Raw genomic sequence first — 16,433 nt, forward strand, 5'->3', positions numbered from 1 at the left:
GGTAAGTGGCTCGTACCTGACGTGTAGAGCTATTCCACAGGTTCGGAAGAGCGGATTCTTTGTCACAATTCGCCGAATCGGGGGACCAAGGTTCGGCGCACGATCACGAGCGGATCTTCGCCGGCGCCCCAGTGGGTTACGCGGACGTGAAAAACGCCCCGAACCTGGTCGGTTCGGGGCGTTTCCCTCATCGCAAATCAGCTGTTGACACCTGAGTGAACTACTCGCGACAACCAGAACGCGCCAGGAATCCGCCTATAGCAACACCTGACAAAGCAATGGCTGCGCCGACGACGGCGCTGACCATCACCGTGCGAGCATCTGTGCCGCCCGCTGTCGGTGCAGCGGCCGGGAGAACCGCCGGTGCCGCGACAGCTCCGGAAACTACCGGCGCGCCTTCGACCGCCACTGCCGGTACCGCCGCCGCCACGGCGGCAGTGACCTTCTCGGGGATGCCGTTGGCAATGACGCCGTCGATGCTCTTGAAGAACACCCCGGCCATCTTCTTGGCTACACCGGTGATCATGCGCTGCCCGACGCCGCCGACCATCCCGCCGACCACGGCGTCGGCGTCATACGAAAGCAGCGTGCCACCCTCGTTCTCCGTCAAGGTGACCGTGACGTCCGCCTTCACCGTGCCGGGAGCACCCGCCCCCGAAGCCGTCATGACAAACGAATTTGGCCGATTCTGTTGCGACAGAACAACCTCGCCGTCGTAGACGCCCTTGATCGACGCGACCCCCGCCATGATGGAGAGCTTGTAGTGATTGTCCGTGAGCTGCTCGAGCGACTGCACACCGGGAATGGTCGCGGCCAGTACACGACCGTCCTGGAGCTTGTCGTAGACCTCTTCGCGAGGTGCCGTCAGCTGCGCGGTGCCGGCGATTCTCATGCATTCTCCTCTGATGACGAACCCGCGTGTGCGAGTCGAAGTTCGAACAGTTCGGACGGTGAAATGGGCATGGACGTGATCGAGATTCCTTCGGCGTCCTCGATGGCAGCCGCGATGACGGCGCTGGTGGGGATCACACCCGCCTCACCGGCACCCTTCATTCCGAGTGGGTTGAGTCCCGACGGCGTGACGGTGTGATCCATCTCGAGCGAATCCGGCATCTCGGTGACGAACGGCATCAAGAAGTCCATGTACGACGCGTTGAGCATCTGCCCGTGCTCGTCGTAGACGATCCGCTCGTAGAGTGCGCCGCCGATACCTTGCGCGACGGCGCCCATGACCTGACCTTCGACGATGCGGGGGTTGATCACGTTTCCGCAGTCGTGGATGACAACGTAACGACGGACCGTGATCTCGGCTGTCACGGGATCGGTTTCGACGATCGCCGCGTGCACTCCCGAAGCGAAGGTGGAACTGGGCGGCGAGTAGTAGCCGGTTGCTTCCAGACCGGGCTGCTCACCCTCGGGAATCGGCGGCTTCGACATGTCCGTGTCGGTCTTGGCGAAACCGGTGGCCAGCTTCGACTCACGGTCGAACGCATATCGTAGCGGGTTCGACAGCACGGCAACAACACTCAGCGGTACGGACGTACCCTCCACTCCGGCTTCGGTGCCGATCTTGCACACGTGGCCTTCCCGGAGTTCCAGTTCGGTTTCCGGCAGATCCAGGATTCCGGACGCGATCTTCTTCGCCTTCTCCGCGACCATCTGCGCTGCGACGTGGAAGGCCGAACCTGACATGACCGCACCACGCGAGGCGAAAGTGCCGACGGCATAACCGAACCGGCGGGTATCACCCGTGACGATCTCGACGTCGGAGACCTTGACTCCGAGGTCGTCCGCAACGATCTGGGCGAACGCGGTCTGGTGGCCCTGACCCTGCGTCGTCAGGCCTGTTGCGGCCTTGACCTTTCCGGACGTCTCGACCACGACGTGCGCACCCTCGTAGGGTCCGGGTCCGGTTCCCTCGACGTACGCGCCGATACCGATGCCGACCGACCGACCTTCGGCACGAGCCTTCCTCTGGTACTCGGGAAATCCGTCCCAGTCGATGAGCTTCTTGAGCTTGTCGATGCCCGCCTGGTAGTCGCCCGTGTCGTAGATCAACGGGCGTCCGTCCTGGAACATCAGGCCGAAGTCGTACGGCATGTCCTCGGGGCGAATGAAGTTCGCCTCCCGCACCGCGATCTTGTCCTTGTTCAGGTACTTGGCGATGGCGTCCATGGATCGCTCCATCGCGAACACGGCCTGCGGACGTCCGGCGCCGCGGTACGGGGTCACGATCACGGTGTTGGTGTACAGCGAATAGGCGTTGACCCGGAACGACTTCGGCTTGTACGGCCCGAGAACCTGCGTCGCGGTGTTGATCATGACGATGATCCCGTACGGCAGGTAAGCACCGTTGTCGTGCCAGAACGTGAAGTCGAACGCCAACAGACGACCATCGTCGTCGAATCCGATGTCGACCTTCTGGATCTGCCCGCGCTCGTGTGCGCTCGAGATGAAGTGCTCACGGCGATCCTCGACCCACTTCACCTCACAGGAGATACCGGCCTGGCCGAGGCGTCGAGCGGCCCACGTGATCATGACTTCTTCGGGCCACGGGTGAACGATCTTGACGCCGAATCCGCCGCCGACGTCAGGAGCGATGCAGTGAACCTTGTTCAGCGCCATCCCCAATCGCGCGGCGATTGCGGCGCGGGCGGACGTGGACGTCTGGGTGGAGGTCCAGAACGTGAGGGTGTTCTCGTCACCGTCCCAACGTGCGTAGACGCCCTTGCCCTCCATCGGCATGGAAGCCGAACGCTCGATTTCGAGATCCAGCGTCAGTCGGTGCGGCGCGGCGGCCAGTTCGTCATCCAGATCTCCGAACCCGTGCTGCAGGTGAGCGGCGACGTTGTCCGGAACGTCTGCGTGGACGGCGTTCGCGGCGGTGCGAGCGACGTCGATCCCCACTACAGGCTTCAGCGCCTCGTAGGTGACGTCGATCTTCGCGCAAGCGTCCTCGGCGATGTACCGGTTGTCGGCGACCACCATGGCGATGGCTTCGCCGACATGCTTCACCTCGTCCTTCGCGAGGGGATACCCGTTGCGCGGAGCGATGATTCCCGGATGCGGAATGAGCAGTGGCAGGTTCTCCGCCATTTCCGGCGTGTCGGCCAGGAGATCTTCGTAGGTGTAGATGGCATGCACACCAGGCACTTCCAGCGCCTGGTCGATGTCGATGTCGATGATTCGCGCATGAGCGTGCGGCGACCTGACGAATGCCGCGATCAGCGCGTTGTGGCCCAGATCGTCGAGGTATCGCCCCTGACCGCTGAGCAGACGCGTATCTTCCTCGCGCGGAATCGGTTTACCGAAGAACTTGCCGTCGTCGGCAACCGAATGATCGGCCGTCGAATGATCGGAAGCGGGGTGCTTCGCCCCGTTGCGCTTTGCTGGTTTGACCGGAGTACTCATGCCTTACCCGCCCGTCCTCCGACAGGATTCGTTGTTCCCCGCACCTTGCGATCCAACGCCTCCCGAGTGGACGCGTCGTCGATTCCGAGCGGGAACTGCCCGGCCCGTTCACGCTTGATCTCGGCTGCGCGCAAAACCGACGCCCTGATGTTCTGGTACCCCGTACAACGGCAGAGGTTTCCCGCTATCGCGTCGGTAGCTTCCTCCCGCGTGGGGTTGGGGTTCTCCTCGAGAAATGCCGCGATGGTCGTCACGAATCCCGGAGTGCAGAATCCGCACTGCAGACCGTGACAATCCTTGAACGCCTGCTGAACCGGATGCAAAGTGCCGTCCGGCTCGACGAGGCCTTCGACGGTGGTGATCGATCGACCTTCGAGGCTGGCCGCGAGGACGAGACAGGATCGAACAGGCTTTCCGTCGAGCAGCACGGTGCACGCACCACACACGCCGTGTTCACAACCCACGTGCGTGCCCGTCTTACGGAGGTGGTGACGAATGGCATCCGAAGCCAGAGTGCGGGAGGGAAGAACGACGGTGTTCGTCACCTCGTTGAGCGTGAACGTGACAGCTACATGGTGCTCACCGGTGTCTGCTGCCAACTCGGCAAGTTGATCATCGATGGAGCGATCGTTTTTGGACATTGTCACCACTTTCCTGCCAGTACTGCGTTCTCACTGAGAGCATCCGTTGCCGCCGCGAAGCCGACCCGCGCCGTGAGCGCGGACACCAACTGCGAGCGGTACGCCGCCGTCCCGTGAATGTCTGCCTCGGTATCTATCTGCGCGCGGGCGCATTCCCCGAGGGTGCGCCACCGCGGGTCTCGCTGATCCGTCGCGGACGCCCCCGCCAGCACGTTCGTGTAGTCCACGACCTGCCCCAGCTCTCCGGCGGACACGTACGTCATGTGCGCTTCGGCCACCAGACCGTCGACCACGCGAATCCGGGCGACGACGCCGACCAGTGCATAGTCACCGTGACGACGCGCGATCTCGTCGATGGCGGTTCCCACGCCGGGTTCGGCGGCGGGCACCGACACCGACACCGCGATCTCGTCTGATTCCAGGCTCGACTCGAGAGGGCCGGCGAAGAGATCCGTCGACGCGATCTCGCGGGTGCCACGCACCGACTGGACGGTCACGCTGCCCCCGAGCAGCGTCAGGACTGCCGGCATCTCCGCCGACGGATCGGCATGGACGATGGAGCCGACGCTCGTCCCGCGGTTACGGATCGTGGGGTGCGCTACCAACTGCAGAGCACGGTTCAGCAGAGGCTGGACTCGACGAGCACCTTCGTCGGCCGCCAGCACCGAGTGCGTGGCCAGGGCCTGGAACCGCACTCCTTCGTCTTCGGACGAGGTCACCGAGGCGAGGTTCGGGATCGATCCGATGTCGACGATGTGGGCGGGCGCGGCGAGGCGCATGGACAGCAGCGGCACAAGCGATTGCCCACCGGCGAGCACCTTCCCCTCGTGAGAGACCTCGGAGAGGATTCGGCACGCGTCCTCGACCGAGGACGGTCGGTGATAAGTCAGCGGCGACGGTTTCATTACTCAATCCTGCCTCTATGAGTCACTTCACGTTTTGTGCAGATGTGACAACGGTCACGGGTCATACCTGGCATACATTCAACTTGGCATCACGTGAGCTGCGCCACGGGCTCTTCGCGTTCGTCATCTGACGCATTCGCCCCCGGCGTTGCGCCCGGCCGCCTGCCGGACTTCGGCCTGTTCAGTTCAGGGTTCCAGGACCCTACGAGCCGGCAGAGGTGGTACATCACGATCAAGACGATGGTGCCGAGCGCGATACCTCCGAGCGAGAACGTGTCACTGAACTTCAGCGCCGTGTCGCCGATACCGATGATCAGACCGGCGGCAATCGGCATCAGATTCAGCGGGTTCCCGAAGTCGACGCCGTTCTCTTTCCAGATCTTGGCGCCGAGCAGACCGATCATGCCGAACAGAACCACAAGAATTCCGCCCAGGACGCCACCGGGCGTCGCCGCCATGACTGCTCCGAACTTGGGCGAGAAGCCGAGCAGGATCGCGATGAAACCCGCAATCACGTACGCGGCGGTCGAGTACACCCGCGTGGCAGCCATGACACCGATGTTCTCGGCATGCGTCGTAGTGGGGGAGCCGCCTACTGCGCTGGCGATGGCGGTGGCAAAACCGTCACCGGCAATGGCGCGTCCGATGTACGGGTCGAGATCGTCGCCCGTGATTTCGGCGACCGCCTTGACGTGTCCGGCGTTTTCCGCGACCAGTGCGATGACACCGGGAAGCACCAGAACGATGAACGTGAGGCTGAACGAGGGAGCGTGGATACCGACGATCCCGTTGGCTTCGTCCGAGAACGGCGGCAACCCGAACCAGGACGCCGAGTGCACCGAATCCCAGTTGACACGAAAGTGCTCGGTGGGTGCGCCACTACCACTGGCGGACGTGATCGGACCGGAGAGCCGGTCGAGGACCCACGAGAAGATGTAGCCGAAAACCAGGGCGACGAGAATGGCGATACGTCCCAGGAAGCCGCGTAGCGCAACGCTCATCACGATCAGGGCAACCATCACGATCAGTGCCACCCACTGATCCTGCGGCCAGTACAACCCCGCGACCACAGGCGCCAGGTTGAAGCCGATCAACATCACCACAGCGCCGGTGACCACCGGCGGTAGCGCTTTACTGATGACGCCACCGCCGAGAAAGTGGATGGCGATGCCGACGAATCCCAGAACCAACCCCGACACCAGAATCGCACCGGTCACTTCGGCCGTCGTTCCACCTTGGGCACGAATGGCGGCAACGCCACCGACAAAAGCTGCGGATGTTCCGAGGTAGCTGGGGACGTGCCCCTTGACCACCAGCAGGAAGAAGAGCGTACAAAAGCCTGACATCATCACGGCAAGTTGAGGATTGAGGCCCATGATGATCGGGAAGACGAACGTCGCGCCGAACATCGACACGACATGCTGGCCGCCCAACCCGATGGTTCTCGCCCAACTGAGTCGCTCGCCGGGAGCGACCACTTCACCGGCTCCGATGTTCTTTCCGTCTCCGTGCAACGTCCAGATCGGCATGACGAGACCTTTCGCAAAGGAGGAAGGTGTTCGAAATGCTTTGTGCCCCAGCTCACAAACACCGTGTCTGGAGTGAAACGCTAATGCAGGACCGAGATTTGGACGTGATGACAATCTGCCAGAACCCACTCACCGAGATTGGCAACAATGGTGACAGATGATGCGGGCAGGGGTCATCGTCAGTGCTGGAGGCAGTTTCGACCGAAATGAGGACCACGCCACGAAGGGCCCAAACATTTTCTTCGGCTTAATGATTCCGTAACACGATGTCTGTCAACGGAAAACGAGGTACCTAGCCGAGGGCTGCGAGGATTCCTGCTGCCATCTCCGCGACCTGATCATCGGTCATCACAAACGTCGGCGAAATCTGCATCGCACCCTGACCCGCCGCGCGACCCGAAATACCGTGCTCACGAAGCGTCTTCACGAACGGCAACGCCTCCGCCGGATCAGCCAACTGCACCGCAGCAACCGCACCGAGCCCACTACGAACCTCCGCCACCCGCGGATGCTCCGCCAACGGCTGCAGATGCGTATGCAACGACGCCTCCAAACGCTTCGACTCCGCGAGCAAATTCTCACGCTCGAGAATGTCGAGGTTCGCCATCGCCGCCGCAGCAGCACCGGCATGCCCGCCGTAGGTGTACCCATGGCGCCACCACGAACCCGCATAGAACGGCTCCGCCACCCGCGGCGCGATGAACACCGCACCCATCGGAACGTAACCCGACGTCAAACCCTTTGCCGTGGTCATCATGTCGGGCTGCAAATCGAAACGGGTGGACGCGAACCACTCACCACCGATCCGGCCGAAACCGGTCACGACCTCGTCGACGACAAACAGAATGTCGTGCTCACGGCAGATGTCACGCACCTCGGCCAGATACCCCTCCGGCGGCAGATACACCCCACCCGCACCGATGATCGGCTCCGCGAAGAACGCAGCGATCTTGTTCGCACCGATCTTCTCGATCAACTCGAGCAGGCTCTTCGCATCGTCCCAGCCGACGGTCGCCGCATCCGCCATCAGCTCGCCGTACCCCTCACGGTTCACCGGAATACCAGCGAGAGCCGTTCCGGCAACGTGCATTCCGTGATACGCCTTCTGGCGTCCGACGATGATCGTCTTCTCCGGCTGCCCCACCTCGTGCCAGTACCGGCGAGCCAGCTTCGCCGCAGTGTCCACCGAATCCGAACCACCCGAGGTGAAGAAGATCTTGCTCCCGGCAACCGGCGCGATGGCCGCCAACCGCTCGGCCAACACCTGCGTGGTTTCGGGAACGAAATCACCGAAGTTGGAGAAATGAGCGATCTTCGACAACTGAGCCGCTACCGCATCCGCGATCTCCGTGCGCCCGTGCCCGACATTGGTGAACCACAGGCCCGCCGTCGCATCCAGATACCGCGTGCCCTCGCGGTCCCAGATGTACGCGCCCTCACCGCGAGAGACGACAAACGCGCCGTTCTTCTCCACAGCGCCCATGTCCGCGAACCCGTGCCACAATGCCGAAGCCATCGTCTTTCTCTCCCAACTGGATACGTTCGAAATAGATCGGTCAGTTCACGCGGAGTGCGGGCGGAAGAACCCGCTCGACCCACTGGGTTGCCTGCTCGAATGCGTAGGCGAGTTGGAGTACGTCCAAGTCGGCTCCGTGCCGACCGATGATCTGGATACCCATGGGAAGCGAACGATCGTCGAAGCCGACCGGCATCCCCGCAACCGGAACCCCGGCCATCGTCCAGGGAACAACCGTCTCCATCCACCGGTGATACGTGTCCATCGATCGGCCGTCGACGGTCTCGGGCCAGTGAGTGTTCTTGTCGAAAGGAAACACCTGGGCACTGGGCGCAAGAATGTAGTCGTAGGTTTCGAACATCTTGGTAATGGCCGACAGCCAGCCGTTGCGGGCCTCCGCGGCCTTGGTCACGTCGAGAGCCGACAGTGTGACCGCGTGCTCGAGTTCCCACAACAGTTCGGGCTTCATCAACTCGCGCAAGCTCGGATCGTTGTACTGATCGATCAAGCCGAGCTGTGCCCACCAACGCCACCGCAAGAACAGTTGCCAGATGTCCTCGGGTTTGAAGTCGGGAAGCGCCGCCTCGACGCGGCACCCCAACTGTTCGAAGACCTCGAACGAGGATTCGCACAACTCGAGAACTCCAGGTTCGGTTGCCAGGTAACCGTTCCAGTCACCGACCCATGCGATCCGAGAGCCCTTCAGATCACGTGCGAGGCTTTCGGTGAATACCGCGGGATCCTCACGAATCCCCAACGGTGCATAAGCATCCGGCCCCGCCATCGTGGAAAGCAGGTGAGCCACGTCGGTGACGGTTCGGCCCATCGGGCCCACAACGGCGCCCTGAGCGATGAATCCCGTCTCCGGTATCCGACCCCAGGATGGTCGAAACCCAACAACGTTGTTGAATGCCGACGGGTTTCGGAGCGAACCCATGTAATCGCTTCCGTCAGCCACCGGCAACATGCGGAGCGCCAACGACGCTGCGGCGCCACCGCTGCTACCGCCGGCAGTGCGCGAATTGTCGTACGGCGACACCGTCGTACCCCACACCGGGTTGTACGTCTGGGATCCGAGCCCGAACTCCGGTGTGTTCGTCTTGCCGATCACAATGGCACCGGCAGACCTGATCCGCTTGACGAACAGTTCGTCATCTTCGGCGATTCGGTCCGCGAACATCGGCGACCCGGACGTGAACGGCAGACCCTTGGCCGCCGAAAGATCCTTCACCGCATGCGGAAACCCGTGCATCCAACCGAGATACTCCCCACTCGCCAACTGCGAATCACGCTCGCGCGCCTCCGCCGTCAACGCTTCCCGATCCCGCAATGCGACAATCGCGTTCACCGCCGGGTTATGTAATTCGATCTGATCGAGGAAGCTGTCCATCACCTCGACACACGACACTTCACGCCTGCGTATCAGACCACTGAGCGTGACCGCATCGGCCATGACGAGTTCGCGATTCTCGGGCGCACCGGAAACGCTCTCGTCGACAGGGTCAGCAGCATGAACCATCGTGAATCCTTTCAAGCAGTGAAGTGGGGTACGCCGCGGCGGACTCGCCGCCACCGGCAACTGATTCGAGGACGAATTGCCGGTGGCGGCGCGACTGTCGAGGTTTCCAGCGAGGTTCTTGCCTACTACTGACCGAGATCGACGATGGCAGCGACTGGGCCGCCGCCCTCGGGACCCTGGTGCGCTGCCGATACCGAGACGAACACTGCCGGATCGCCGGTGACAGCTGCCGTGACTCCGCCGACACACGACTTGATCTGGCGGTGCCAGTGCACGTCGGAGTCGTCGAGCATCGCATTACGACGGCCACGGACCGTTCCGTCCTGACTGGCCTCGCACTTCAAGAACACGTTGACGAGTTGACCGTCCAGGTCGCTCGAGTGCGGCCGCTCCGGAAGTTCGAGTCCGGCGTCACGGATCGCCGCCCAGATGCCGTCCTGGTCGAGCGGATCCTTCATCACGCTGTGGCCGATCCGGTAGCGTCCGCCGACGCCACGTGCGTTACCGACGACGACGATCTGCGCGCGGTCCAACTCGACGCCGGACGAGCAGGATGCGACAGAGGAGAAGAGTTCGCGGCTGTGCATGACATCCTCGTCGGTCGGCATGTCGATTTCGCCGAGCGCAACCGCGATCCCCAGAGCCGTTCCGCCGTTGGACAGGTCCATCGACTCATGAGTCTGTTCGGTCCACACAGTCTTGCCGCGGCTCTTGGCGTCACGGATGGTGTGAATTGTCAGCAACGGAGTCTTGGTCTGTACGTAGTGCACGTCGGCGGGATCGGTGATGCCGGCATTGGCCATCGCGTCTTTCACTGCCGCAGCAACTTTGGTGATCATGGCCGTACGGCCGATGTCCTCGGGCAGCAGTTGCTCACTCATGGCGACACCCACGGTCAGTCGCGGCTCGTCGGTCTTGGTGACCTTGTCTGCCGGCACGGTCGCGAAGATCGTCGCGTGCGGGCTGATCACGCCGTCCGTGCCGCCGGACCAGACGATCGGCACCTCCGCCACTTCTTCGGGGCTGCGATTACCCTTGGCGGAGAGAACCTCTCGGAACGCTCGGTCCGCGATGATGCGCGTGTAGTCGTTGACGCCGCCGTTACCCTCGGTTTTGCCGATGACTGCAATGACGCGGTCGGCCTCGAGGACACCGTCGTCGATCAGCTTGGCGAGCTCACTGGCGTCGGAGACGCTGTGTAGCGGAACCTTACGGACCTCGATTGCTTCGGGCATTGGCATCTCCTTGTATAGGGAATCGTGGAGGCAAAATTGGGCCTTGACAGCTCCGGGCGCTCAGTCCAGCCGAGCGGTTCGGAACTGCCGTGTCGACCACGCTATGACGACTCGAACCCATCGGCATCGTCAATACTTGCCCAAACGAAAACCGCGATTGGTTATTTCGACTCCGATTCACCGGTTGTGCGCCGCCACATCGGTTCTCACTTACGATTCGACCATGGACACCACTGTTGTCGACCATCCGCTGGCGGCATCGCTGCTCACGACCATGCGCGACGCTCGCAGCGACAACGCAACGTTCCGGTCCGCCTTGCGCAGACTGACCCATATGTTGGTCTACGAGGCCATGCGCGGCGCAGAACTGGAACAGTTCGACATCGAGACGCCAGTTGCTCCGACGCTGGGGGTGCGGCTGGCGAATCCACCGCTCCTGGTCCCGGTCTTGCGAGCGGGCCTCGGCATGGTCGAACAGGCGAGTGCCCTTATTCCGCAGGCAGGCGTCGGTTTCGTGGGAATGGCACGAGACGAGAAGACACACCAGCCGGTTCCGTATCTCGAGTCCCTGCCAGCTGATCTGTCGAGCACCCCCGTCTACGTCCTCGATCCGATGTTGGCGACCGGTGGATCCATCGTCCGCACAATCGATCTGCTCATTGCACGCGGAGCCACCGATGTGACTGCAATATGTGTCGTCGTGGCTCCGGAAGGGATCGAAGCACTGAAGAACTCCGGACATCCGGTCCGGCTCCTCACAGCGAGCATCGACGACGGCCTGAACGAAAATGCTTTCCTGATACCTGGACTCGGAGACGCGGGCGATCGCCAATTCGGGCCGCGGTAGTTGGCAGACATACGGAGAACCGCTCATTCCGAGAGGCTATTTTCGTCAACTGTTGACAATGTTCGTCGCGTGATCGAGCGTAGTCTCGCGACATGGATAGATCTGCCAAATATTCGAGCGAAGAGCTTCAACATTTGCCAGAAGGTGGCGACTACAGACTCACAGTTCGGGATGTCCTCGAGCTGCCCAGTCTGCGTGGAGCCGAAGTCCTTGCCGGGCACGGGGGCTTGCGCCACCTCGTTCAATCGGTGAACGTGATGGAAGTACCGGACATCCTCGCTTGGGTGAAGCCGAACGAGTTGTTGGTGACAACCGGGTTCCCGCTGCGCTACGGGCGAACCGGCGAGCTTCTCGACGACACAGATCTCAGTGACCTCGTCGACGGTCTTGCACGTCGAGGAGTCGCGGCACTTGCCGTGAAAACGGGCCGTTATCTCGACGAGCTGCCCGAGGCGATGCTGCACATGGCAGAGCAGCGAGGGCTTCCGCTGTTGGTTCTTCCCGTCACCGCGGGATTCGACGAGGTGATCTCGGAGGTCTTCACCAAGTTGGTGGCGAAGCAGTCCGCGGCACTCGACATTGCCGATCGACTTCACCGCTCGTTGACGTCGATCGTCTTGGAAGGTGGCGATCTACCTCAGATTGCCGCAGAATTCGCCGCGCTTTTCGACGTCAGCGTTCTCATCTGCTCGCCGGACGGAAGAGTGTTGACGGAGGCCGGAGATTCAGCCGCGCTGAACGCGCTTCCGTTGTTCGAAAGCACCGGTCGGTTCCTGACCGAACGGGTCGCTGTCGGTTTACAGAACGCGCCCAAAGGATTTCCTGGTCAGTTGGCGCTCACCCGGGTGGTGGCCGGCGGCACCGACCACGGCCGAATGGTGGCGTACGCCGGCACCCACGAACTCGGCGCAGTTGTCGTTCAAGCGCTGGAGCGAGCGGCCACCGTTGCCGCGCTGGCCGTCACCAAACAGCTGGCAGTTGCGGCAGTGGAATCCAAGTTCCGCGGCGACTTCCTCCGCGACGCACTGATAGGCGAAGCCGGCTCGCCGGCGGAAGTGAGCGCGCACTTCACCCAGTTGGGGTGGGATGTCACTCGTCCACTTGCCGTTGTGGTTGCAGAACTCGACGTCGATCACCCGGAATCCCAGCACGCGAATTCCACTCGCACGGACCAAGATCGACTCAGCGACGGCTGGCAACAAGTGGTACGAACACACGAGCGGACGGCGCCGTCCGTCGGGTTTCGACACGAGGTGGTCACGCTTTTCCCGACCAGCACCGACCGTGCGGTTCGGGACATCGAAGGGTTGGTGCGCAAGGTTGCCGGCGATCGCACCAGCGGCCGCCGATCCTTCAGCACGGGAGTGAGCCGGGTGATCTACTCCCTGGCCGATCTACCCGCGGCCTACGACCAAGCCTGTACAGCCGTGGTCGTCGGCCGACGTATCAACGGGCCGGGGCAGATCGCACACTTCGACGAACTCGGTGTACACCGACTCCTCTCGCTCCAGACGGACAAGAGCGAACTGCGTTCGTTCACCGATGACGTTCTGAAGTCCTTGTCGGCGGACAACGCCGAAGCCGCTGACCTGCGTCTGACACTCCAGACCCTGCTCGACTGCAATTGCAATGTCGCCGAGGCCTCCCGGGCGCTGCACATGCACTACAACACTTTGCGATACAGAATCGGAAAGCTGGAGAGCGTCGTCGGATCGTTCACCGACGACCCCGTCCTTCGATTGAACGTCTCACTCGCCCTGCAGGTCATGAAGATGCACGAAATGTCATGACTTCGCACGATATGAGCTGACAGAACGTCCCGATAACGGTTCGATACAACCGCAATCGCGCCGCCCGGTGAGCGTTCGTCACTTCTTACCCACCACTGACACCCGTCGTCGGCAAGGTTACCCATGTGCCGTTCACCGGTGCCCGCTTACGGTTCGAAAGACGGGCCGCACATACCTCCTTCGGTGGCCCTGGCCGGTTTCTCGGTCCAGCGGACCGGAGTCGACCGAACTACGGAGGCCTCAACCACCAACTGGCTCAGCCAATTACACCAGAACACGGCGGTGCGACATGAACTCGACTTCGAAGCCTCACAACACAAGTGCTCGTAGTGGTCCGTTACACGACGTGATAGTCGTCGACCTCACGCGCGCACTCGCGGGTCCTCACGCGGCAATGATGCTCGGCGATCTGGGTGCCGACGTGATCAAGGTCGAATCACCTCACGGCGGCGACGACACCCGTGGGTGGGGGCCGCCTTTTGTGGAGCCCACGTTGGAACCACCGAACACGCAACGGGAATCGACGTATTTTCTGTCCACGAACCGGAACAAGAAGTCGATCACGCTCGATCTGAAATCCGACAGTGGGCGCGCGACCCTCGAAGATCTCGTCTGCCGCGCCGATGTTCTCATGGAGAACTTCCGCACCGGAGTTCTCGATCGACTCGGATTCTCGACCGAGCGGCTGGCCGAACTCAATCCTCGACTGATCGTTCTGTCCATCAGCGGTTTCGGCCACGACGGCCCGGAAGGCGGTCGCGCCGGCTACGACCAGATCGCCCAGGGGGAAGCCGGACTCATGTCGCTGACCGGCTCGAGTCCGGACGACGTTCAACGAGTCGGAGTTCCGATCGCCGATCTTCTCGCCGGAATGTACGGGGCGTTCGGTGTCGTCGCGGCTTTGAAGGAACGCGAGCAGACGGGGAGAGGCCGCGTTGTCCGAACGTCGCTCTTGGCCAGCGTGGTCGGTGTTCACGCGTTTCAAGGAACGAAGTGGACCGTCGCCGGCGAGGTAGGCACAGCGCAGGGCAACCACCATCCCTCCATCGCACCGTACGGACTCTTTCGTACCGGCGATGGCGCAGTGCAGATCTCGGTCGGCAGCGAAAGCCTGTGGAGAAGATTCTGCGAAGGATTCGACCTCGACCCTGACGCCCCGGGTATGGCAACAAACGCCGAACGCGTCGAAAATCATTTCCAGGTCGTCGAATTGATCGAACGTACCTTCAAGCCGTACTCGCGTGACGAGCTTCTGACCGAACTCGACCGCATCGGAGTACCGGCAGGACGGGTTCGGACGATCTCCGAAGTGTACGAATGGGAGCAGACCCGATCACAGGGATTGCTCGTCGACGTCGACCACAGCACGCTCGGAAACATCACACTGCCCGGTCCACCGCTACGATTTTTCGATCCGGACGGAACCGAGGTGACGGAGACCCGCCACACTGCACCTCCGGTTCTCGGTGAAGACACTGACGAAATCATGTCGTGGCTACAAGGATTCACCCGATGAACCGCCTGACGGCTCGCGACTTGCTCGACCTGGTGATCGATGCCGGCACCTGGGAATCGTGGGATACCCCTCCGATTCCCGTCGCGACCGACTCCGACTACGCCGAAGCACTTCTGCGGGCCCAGGAGAAGACCGGGCTCGACGAGTCCGTCCTGACCGGAAGCGCCTCCGTCCGAGGCCGCCGTGTGGCAATCATCGTCTGCGAGTTCGGTTTTCTCGGTGGTTCGATCGGCGTGGCGGCGGGAGAACGCCTCGTCGTCGCCATCCGTCGAGCCACCCAAGAGCAGCTGCCCCTTCTTGCGCTTCCCACGTCCGGGGGAACGCGTATGCAGGAGGGGACGACGGCGTTTTTGCAGATGGTCAAGATCACCGCGGCGCTCATCAAGCACAAAGAAGCGCACCTGCCCTACATCGTCTATCTCCGAAACCCCACCACCGGAGGCGTATTCGCGTCCTGGGGATCACTCGGTCACGTGACGATCGCGGAACCGGGGGCCCTCGTCGGATTCCTCGGCCCTCGAGTGTTCGAGGCCTTGTACAACTCACCTTTCCCCGCCGGTGTCCAGACAGCGGAGAACCTTCACGAGCACGGACTCATCGATGCAGTGAGGCCGCCAGACCAGCTCGCCGAAATCGTCGAACGCGCATTGCGCATCATCACCGGGGCGCATCGTGGGTACTTATTGCCCAGTGACCCGTGCTCGTACGATTGCCCACCCGATACGTCGGCGTGGGAATCCGTCGTCGCATCCCGACGCGAAGACCGACCGGGGATACGGGAAGTGTTGCTCAATTCCGCCTCGGACATGCTCCCGCTCAACGGAACCGGCCAAGGCGAGAACGATCCCGGCATCATGCTCGCGCTCGTTCGCTTCGGCGACATGCCCTGCGTCCTTCTCGGACAGGACCGGCGCGGACAGACTGCTCACTCCCCACTCGGCCCCGGCGCTCTGCGGGAGGCTCGGCGAGGTATGCGGCTGGCCGCAGAACTCGACCTGCCGCTGGTGACGATCATCGACACAGCGGGCGCGGCACTGTCGAAGGAGGCCGAAGAAGGCGGACTGGCGGGCGAGATCGCTCGGTGCATAGCCGACATGATTTCACTCGAGGTCCCCACCATTTCCCTCCTGCTCGGGCAGGGCACGGGCGGCGGCGCCCTGGCACTGATTCCGGCCGATCGAGTGCTGGCGGCCCGCCACGGTTGGCTCTCGCCCTTACCTCCCGAAGGTGCGAGCGCGATCATGTTCCACGACGTCACGCACGCGCCGGACATGGCAGCCAGTCAAGGGATCAGGTCCTTCGATCTGCTCGCGGGCGGCATCGTCGATCGGGTCATCCCCGAATTTCCCGATGCCGCGGACGAATCCGCCGCCTTCTGCACTCGAGTCGGAGCGGTACTGCACTACGAGCTGAGCGTGCTCAGTGCTACCGATGCGACTGAACGGCTCAACACCCGCACCGAACGCATCGACCGTATCGGCCTGGTCGAAGCCAGTACCTCCGTCTGATCGATCAGTACCCAGA

13 protein-coding genes are annotated in these 16,433 nt (G+C 62.4%); 5 read left to right on the plus strand and 8 right to left on the minus strand.

What is annotated here, in order from left to right; genetic code table 11:
• Positions 1-220: 220 nt before the first annotated feature.
• From G9U53_RS07050 to G9U53_RS07080, 7 genes are all read right to left on the minus strand, one after another.
• Positions 221-892, minus strand: a complete 672-nt coding sequence (locus G9U53_RS07050; RefSeq protein WP_007735490.1) for a carbon monoxide dehydrogenase subunit G — start codon at positions 890-892, stop codon at positions 221-223.
• Positions 889-3,411, minus strand: a complete 2,523-nt coding sequence (gene cutA / locus G9U53_RS07055; protein WP_058039341.1) for an aerobic carbon-monoxide dehydrogenase large subunit — start codon at positions 3,409-3,411, stop codon at positions 889-891. The genes G9U53_RS07050 and cutA overlap by 4 nt, the downstream gene beginning before the upstream one ends.
• On the minus strand, positions 3,408-4,052 hold the full coding sequence (locus G9U53_RS07060) for a (2Fe-2S)-binding protein (RefSeq protein WP_003946048.1): 645 nt from the start codon (positions 4,050-4,052) through the stop codon (positions 3,408-3,410). The genes cutA and G9U53_RS07060 overlap by 4 nt, the downstream gene beginning before the upstream one ends.
• 2 nt (positions 4,053-4,054) lie before the next feature.
• Complete coding sequence (locus G9U53_RS07065; RefSeq protein WP_047271858.1) at positions 4,055-4,957, minus strand: FAD binding domain-containing protein; 903 nt, start codon at positions 4,955-4,957, stop codon at positions 4,055-4,057.
• Between the two features lie 89 nt (positions 4,958-5,046).
• Complete coding sequence (locus G9U53_RS07070; protein WP_003945984.1) at positions 5,047-6,486, minus strand: solute carrier family 23 protein; 1,440 nt, start codon at positions 6,484-6,486, stop codon at positions 5,047-5,049.
• Between the two features lie 292 nt (positions 6,487-6,778).
• Positions 6,779-8,002 carry an aminotransferase class III-fold pyridoxal phosphate-dependent enzyme gene (locus tag G9U53_RS07075; RefSeq protein WP_058039339.1) on the minus strand — a complete coding sequence of 408 codons (1,224 nt, stop codon included), beginning with the start codon at positions 8,000-8,002 and terminating at the stop codon, positions 6,779-6,781.
• A gap of 40 nt (positions 8,003-8,042) precedes the next feature.
• A complete protein-coding gene (locus tag G9U53_RS07080; RefSeq protein ID WP_007735205.1) occupies positions 8,043-9,521 on the minus strand; it encodes an amidase in 1,479 nt (492 codons plus the stop codon).
• Here G9U53_RS07080 and G9U53_RS07085 point away from each other — a divergent pair.
• Positions 9,513-9,653, plus strand: coding sequence for a hypothetical protein (locus G9U53_RS07085; protein ID WP_155277953.1), 141 nt, complete (start codon positions 9,513-9,515; stop codon positions 9,651-9,653). The two genes, G9U53_RS07080 and G9U53_RS07085, sit on opposite strands and share 9 nt — an antisense overlap.
• Here G9U53_RS07085 and G9U53_RS07090 read toward each other — a convergent pair.
• A complete protein-coding gene (locus G9U53_RS07090; protein ID WP_007735206.1) occupies positions 9,647-10,756 on the minus strand; it encodes a ring-opening amidohydrolase in 1,110 nt (369 codons plus the stop codon). The two genes, G9U53_RS07085 and G9U53_RS07090, sit on opposite strands and share 7 nt — an antisense overlap.
• Positions 10,757-10,979: 223 nt before the next feature.
• Between G9U53_RS07090 and upp the strand changes: the two genes are divergently transcribed.
• From upp to G9U53_RS07110, 4 genes are all read left to right on the plus strand, one after another.
• Entirely contained in the window at positions 10,980-11,603 is a 624-nt protein-coding gene (upp, locus tag G9U53_RS07095; protein ID WP_007735207.1) for a uracil phosphoribosyltransferase, read from the plus strand.
• A gap of 92 nt (positions 11,604-11,695) precedes the next feature.
• A complete protein-coding gene (locus G9U53_RS07100) occupies positions 11,696-13,393 on the plus strand; it encodes a PucR family transcriptional regulator (protein WP_003946020.1) in 1,698 nt (565 codons plus the stop codon).
• Between the two features lie 289 nt (positions 13,394-13,682).
• Complete coding sequence (locus G9U53_RS07105) at positions 13,683-14,909, plus strand: CoA transferase (RefSeq protein WP_030537716.1); 1,227 nt, start codon at positions 13,683-13,685, stop codon at positions 14,907-14,909.
• The gene (locus G9U53_RS07110) at positions 14,906-16,417 is read left to right on the plus strand and encodes a carboxyl transferase domain-containing protein (RefSeq protein ID WP_007735211.1); all 1,512 of its coding nucleotides are present in this window, start codon (positions 14,906-14,908) and stop codon (positions 16,415-16,417) included. The genes G9U53_RS07105 and G9U53_RS07110 overlap by 4 nt, the downstream gene beginning before the upstream one ends.
• Positions 16,418-16,433 lie beyond the last annotated feature (16 nt).

The sequence above is a fragment of the Rhodococcus sp. D-46 genome (assembly GCF_011290655.1).
In the GTDB taxonomy this organism is placed as follows: domain Bacteria; phylum Actinomycetota; class Actinomycetes; order Mycobacteriales; family Mycobacteriaceae; genus Rhodococcus_F; species Rhodococcus_F qingshengii.

What these genes read in the sequence shown, in the direction of transcription:
- G9U53_RS07100 (WP_003946020.1), top strand. Translation starts at nt 11,696, where the DNA reads ATGGATAGATCTGCCAAATATTCGAGCGAAGAGCTTCAACATTTGCCA.
- G9U53_RS07060 (WP_003946048.1), bottom strand. Translation starts at nt 4,052, where the DNA reads ATGTCCAAAAACGATCGCTCCATCGATGATCAACTTGCCGAGTTGGCA.
- upp (WP_007735207.1), top strand. Translation starts at nt 10,980, where the DNA reads ATGGACACCACTGTTGTCGACCATCCGCTGGCGGCATCGCTGCTCACG.
- G9U53_RS07075 (WP_058039339.1), bottom strand. Translation starts at nt 8,002, where the DNA reads ATGGCTTCGGCATTGTGGCACGGGTTCGCGGACATGGGCGCTGTGGAG.
- G9U53_RS07105 (WP_030537716.1), top strand. Translation starts at nt 13,683, where the DNA reads ATGAACTCGACTTCGAAGCCTCACAACACAAGTGCTCGTAGTGGTCCG.
- G9U53_RS07080 (WP_007735205.1), bottom strand. Translation starts at nt 9,521, where the DNA reads ATGGTTCATGCTGCTGACCCTGTCGACGAGAGCGTTTCCGGTGCGCCC.
- G9U53_RS07110 (WP_007735211.1), top strand. Translation starts at nt 14,906, where the DNA reads ATGAACCGCCTGACGGCTCGCGACTTGCTCGACCTGGTGATCGATGCC.
- G9U53_RS07090 (WP_007735206.1), bottom strand. Translation starts at nt 10,756, where the DNA reads ATGCCCGAAGCAATCGAGGTCCGTAAGGTTCCGCTACACAGCGTCTCC.
- G9U53_RS07065 (WP_047271858.1), bottom strand. Translation starts at nt 4,957, where the DNA reads ATGAAACCGTCGCCGCTGACTTATCACCGACCGTCCTCGGTCGAGGAC.
- G9U53_RS07085 (WP_155277953.1), top strand. Translation starts at nt 9,513, where the DNA reads ATGAACCATCGTGAATCCTTTCAAGCAGTGAAGTGGGGTACGCCGCGG.
- G9U53_RS07050 (WP_007735490.1), bottom strand. Translation starts at nt 892, where the DNA reads ATGAGAATCGCCGGCACCGCGCAGCTGACGGCACCTCGCGAAGAGGTC.
- G9U53_RS07070 (WP_003945984.1), bottom strand. Translation starts at nt 6,486, where the DNA reads ATGCCGATCTGGACGTTGCACGGAGACGGAAAGAACATCGGAGCCGGT.
- cutA (WP_058039341.1), bottom strand. Translation starts at nt 3,411, where the DNA reads ATGAGTACTCCGGTCAAACCAGCAAAGCGCAACGGGGCGAAGCACCCC.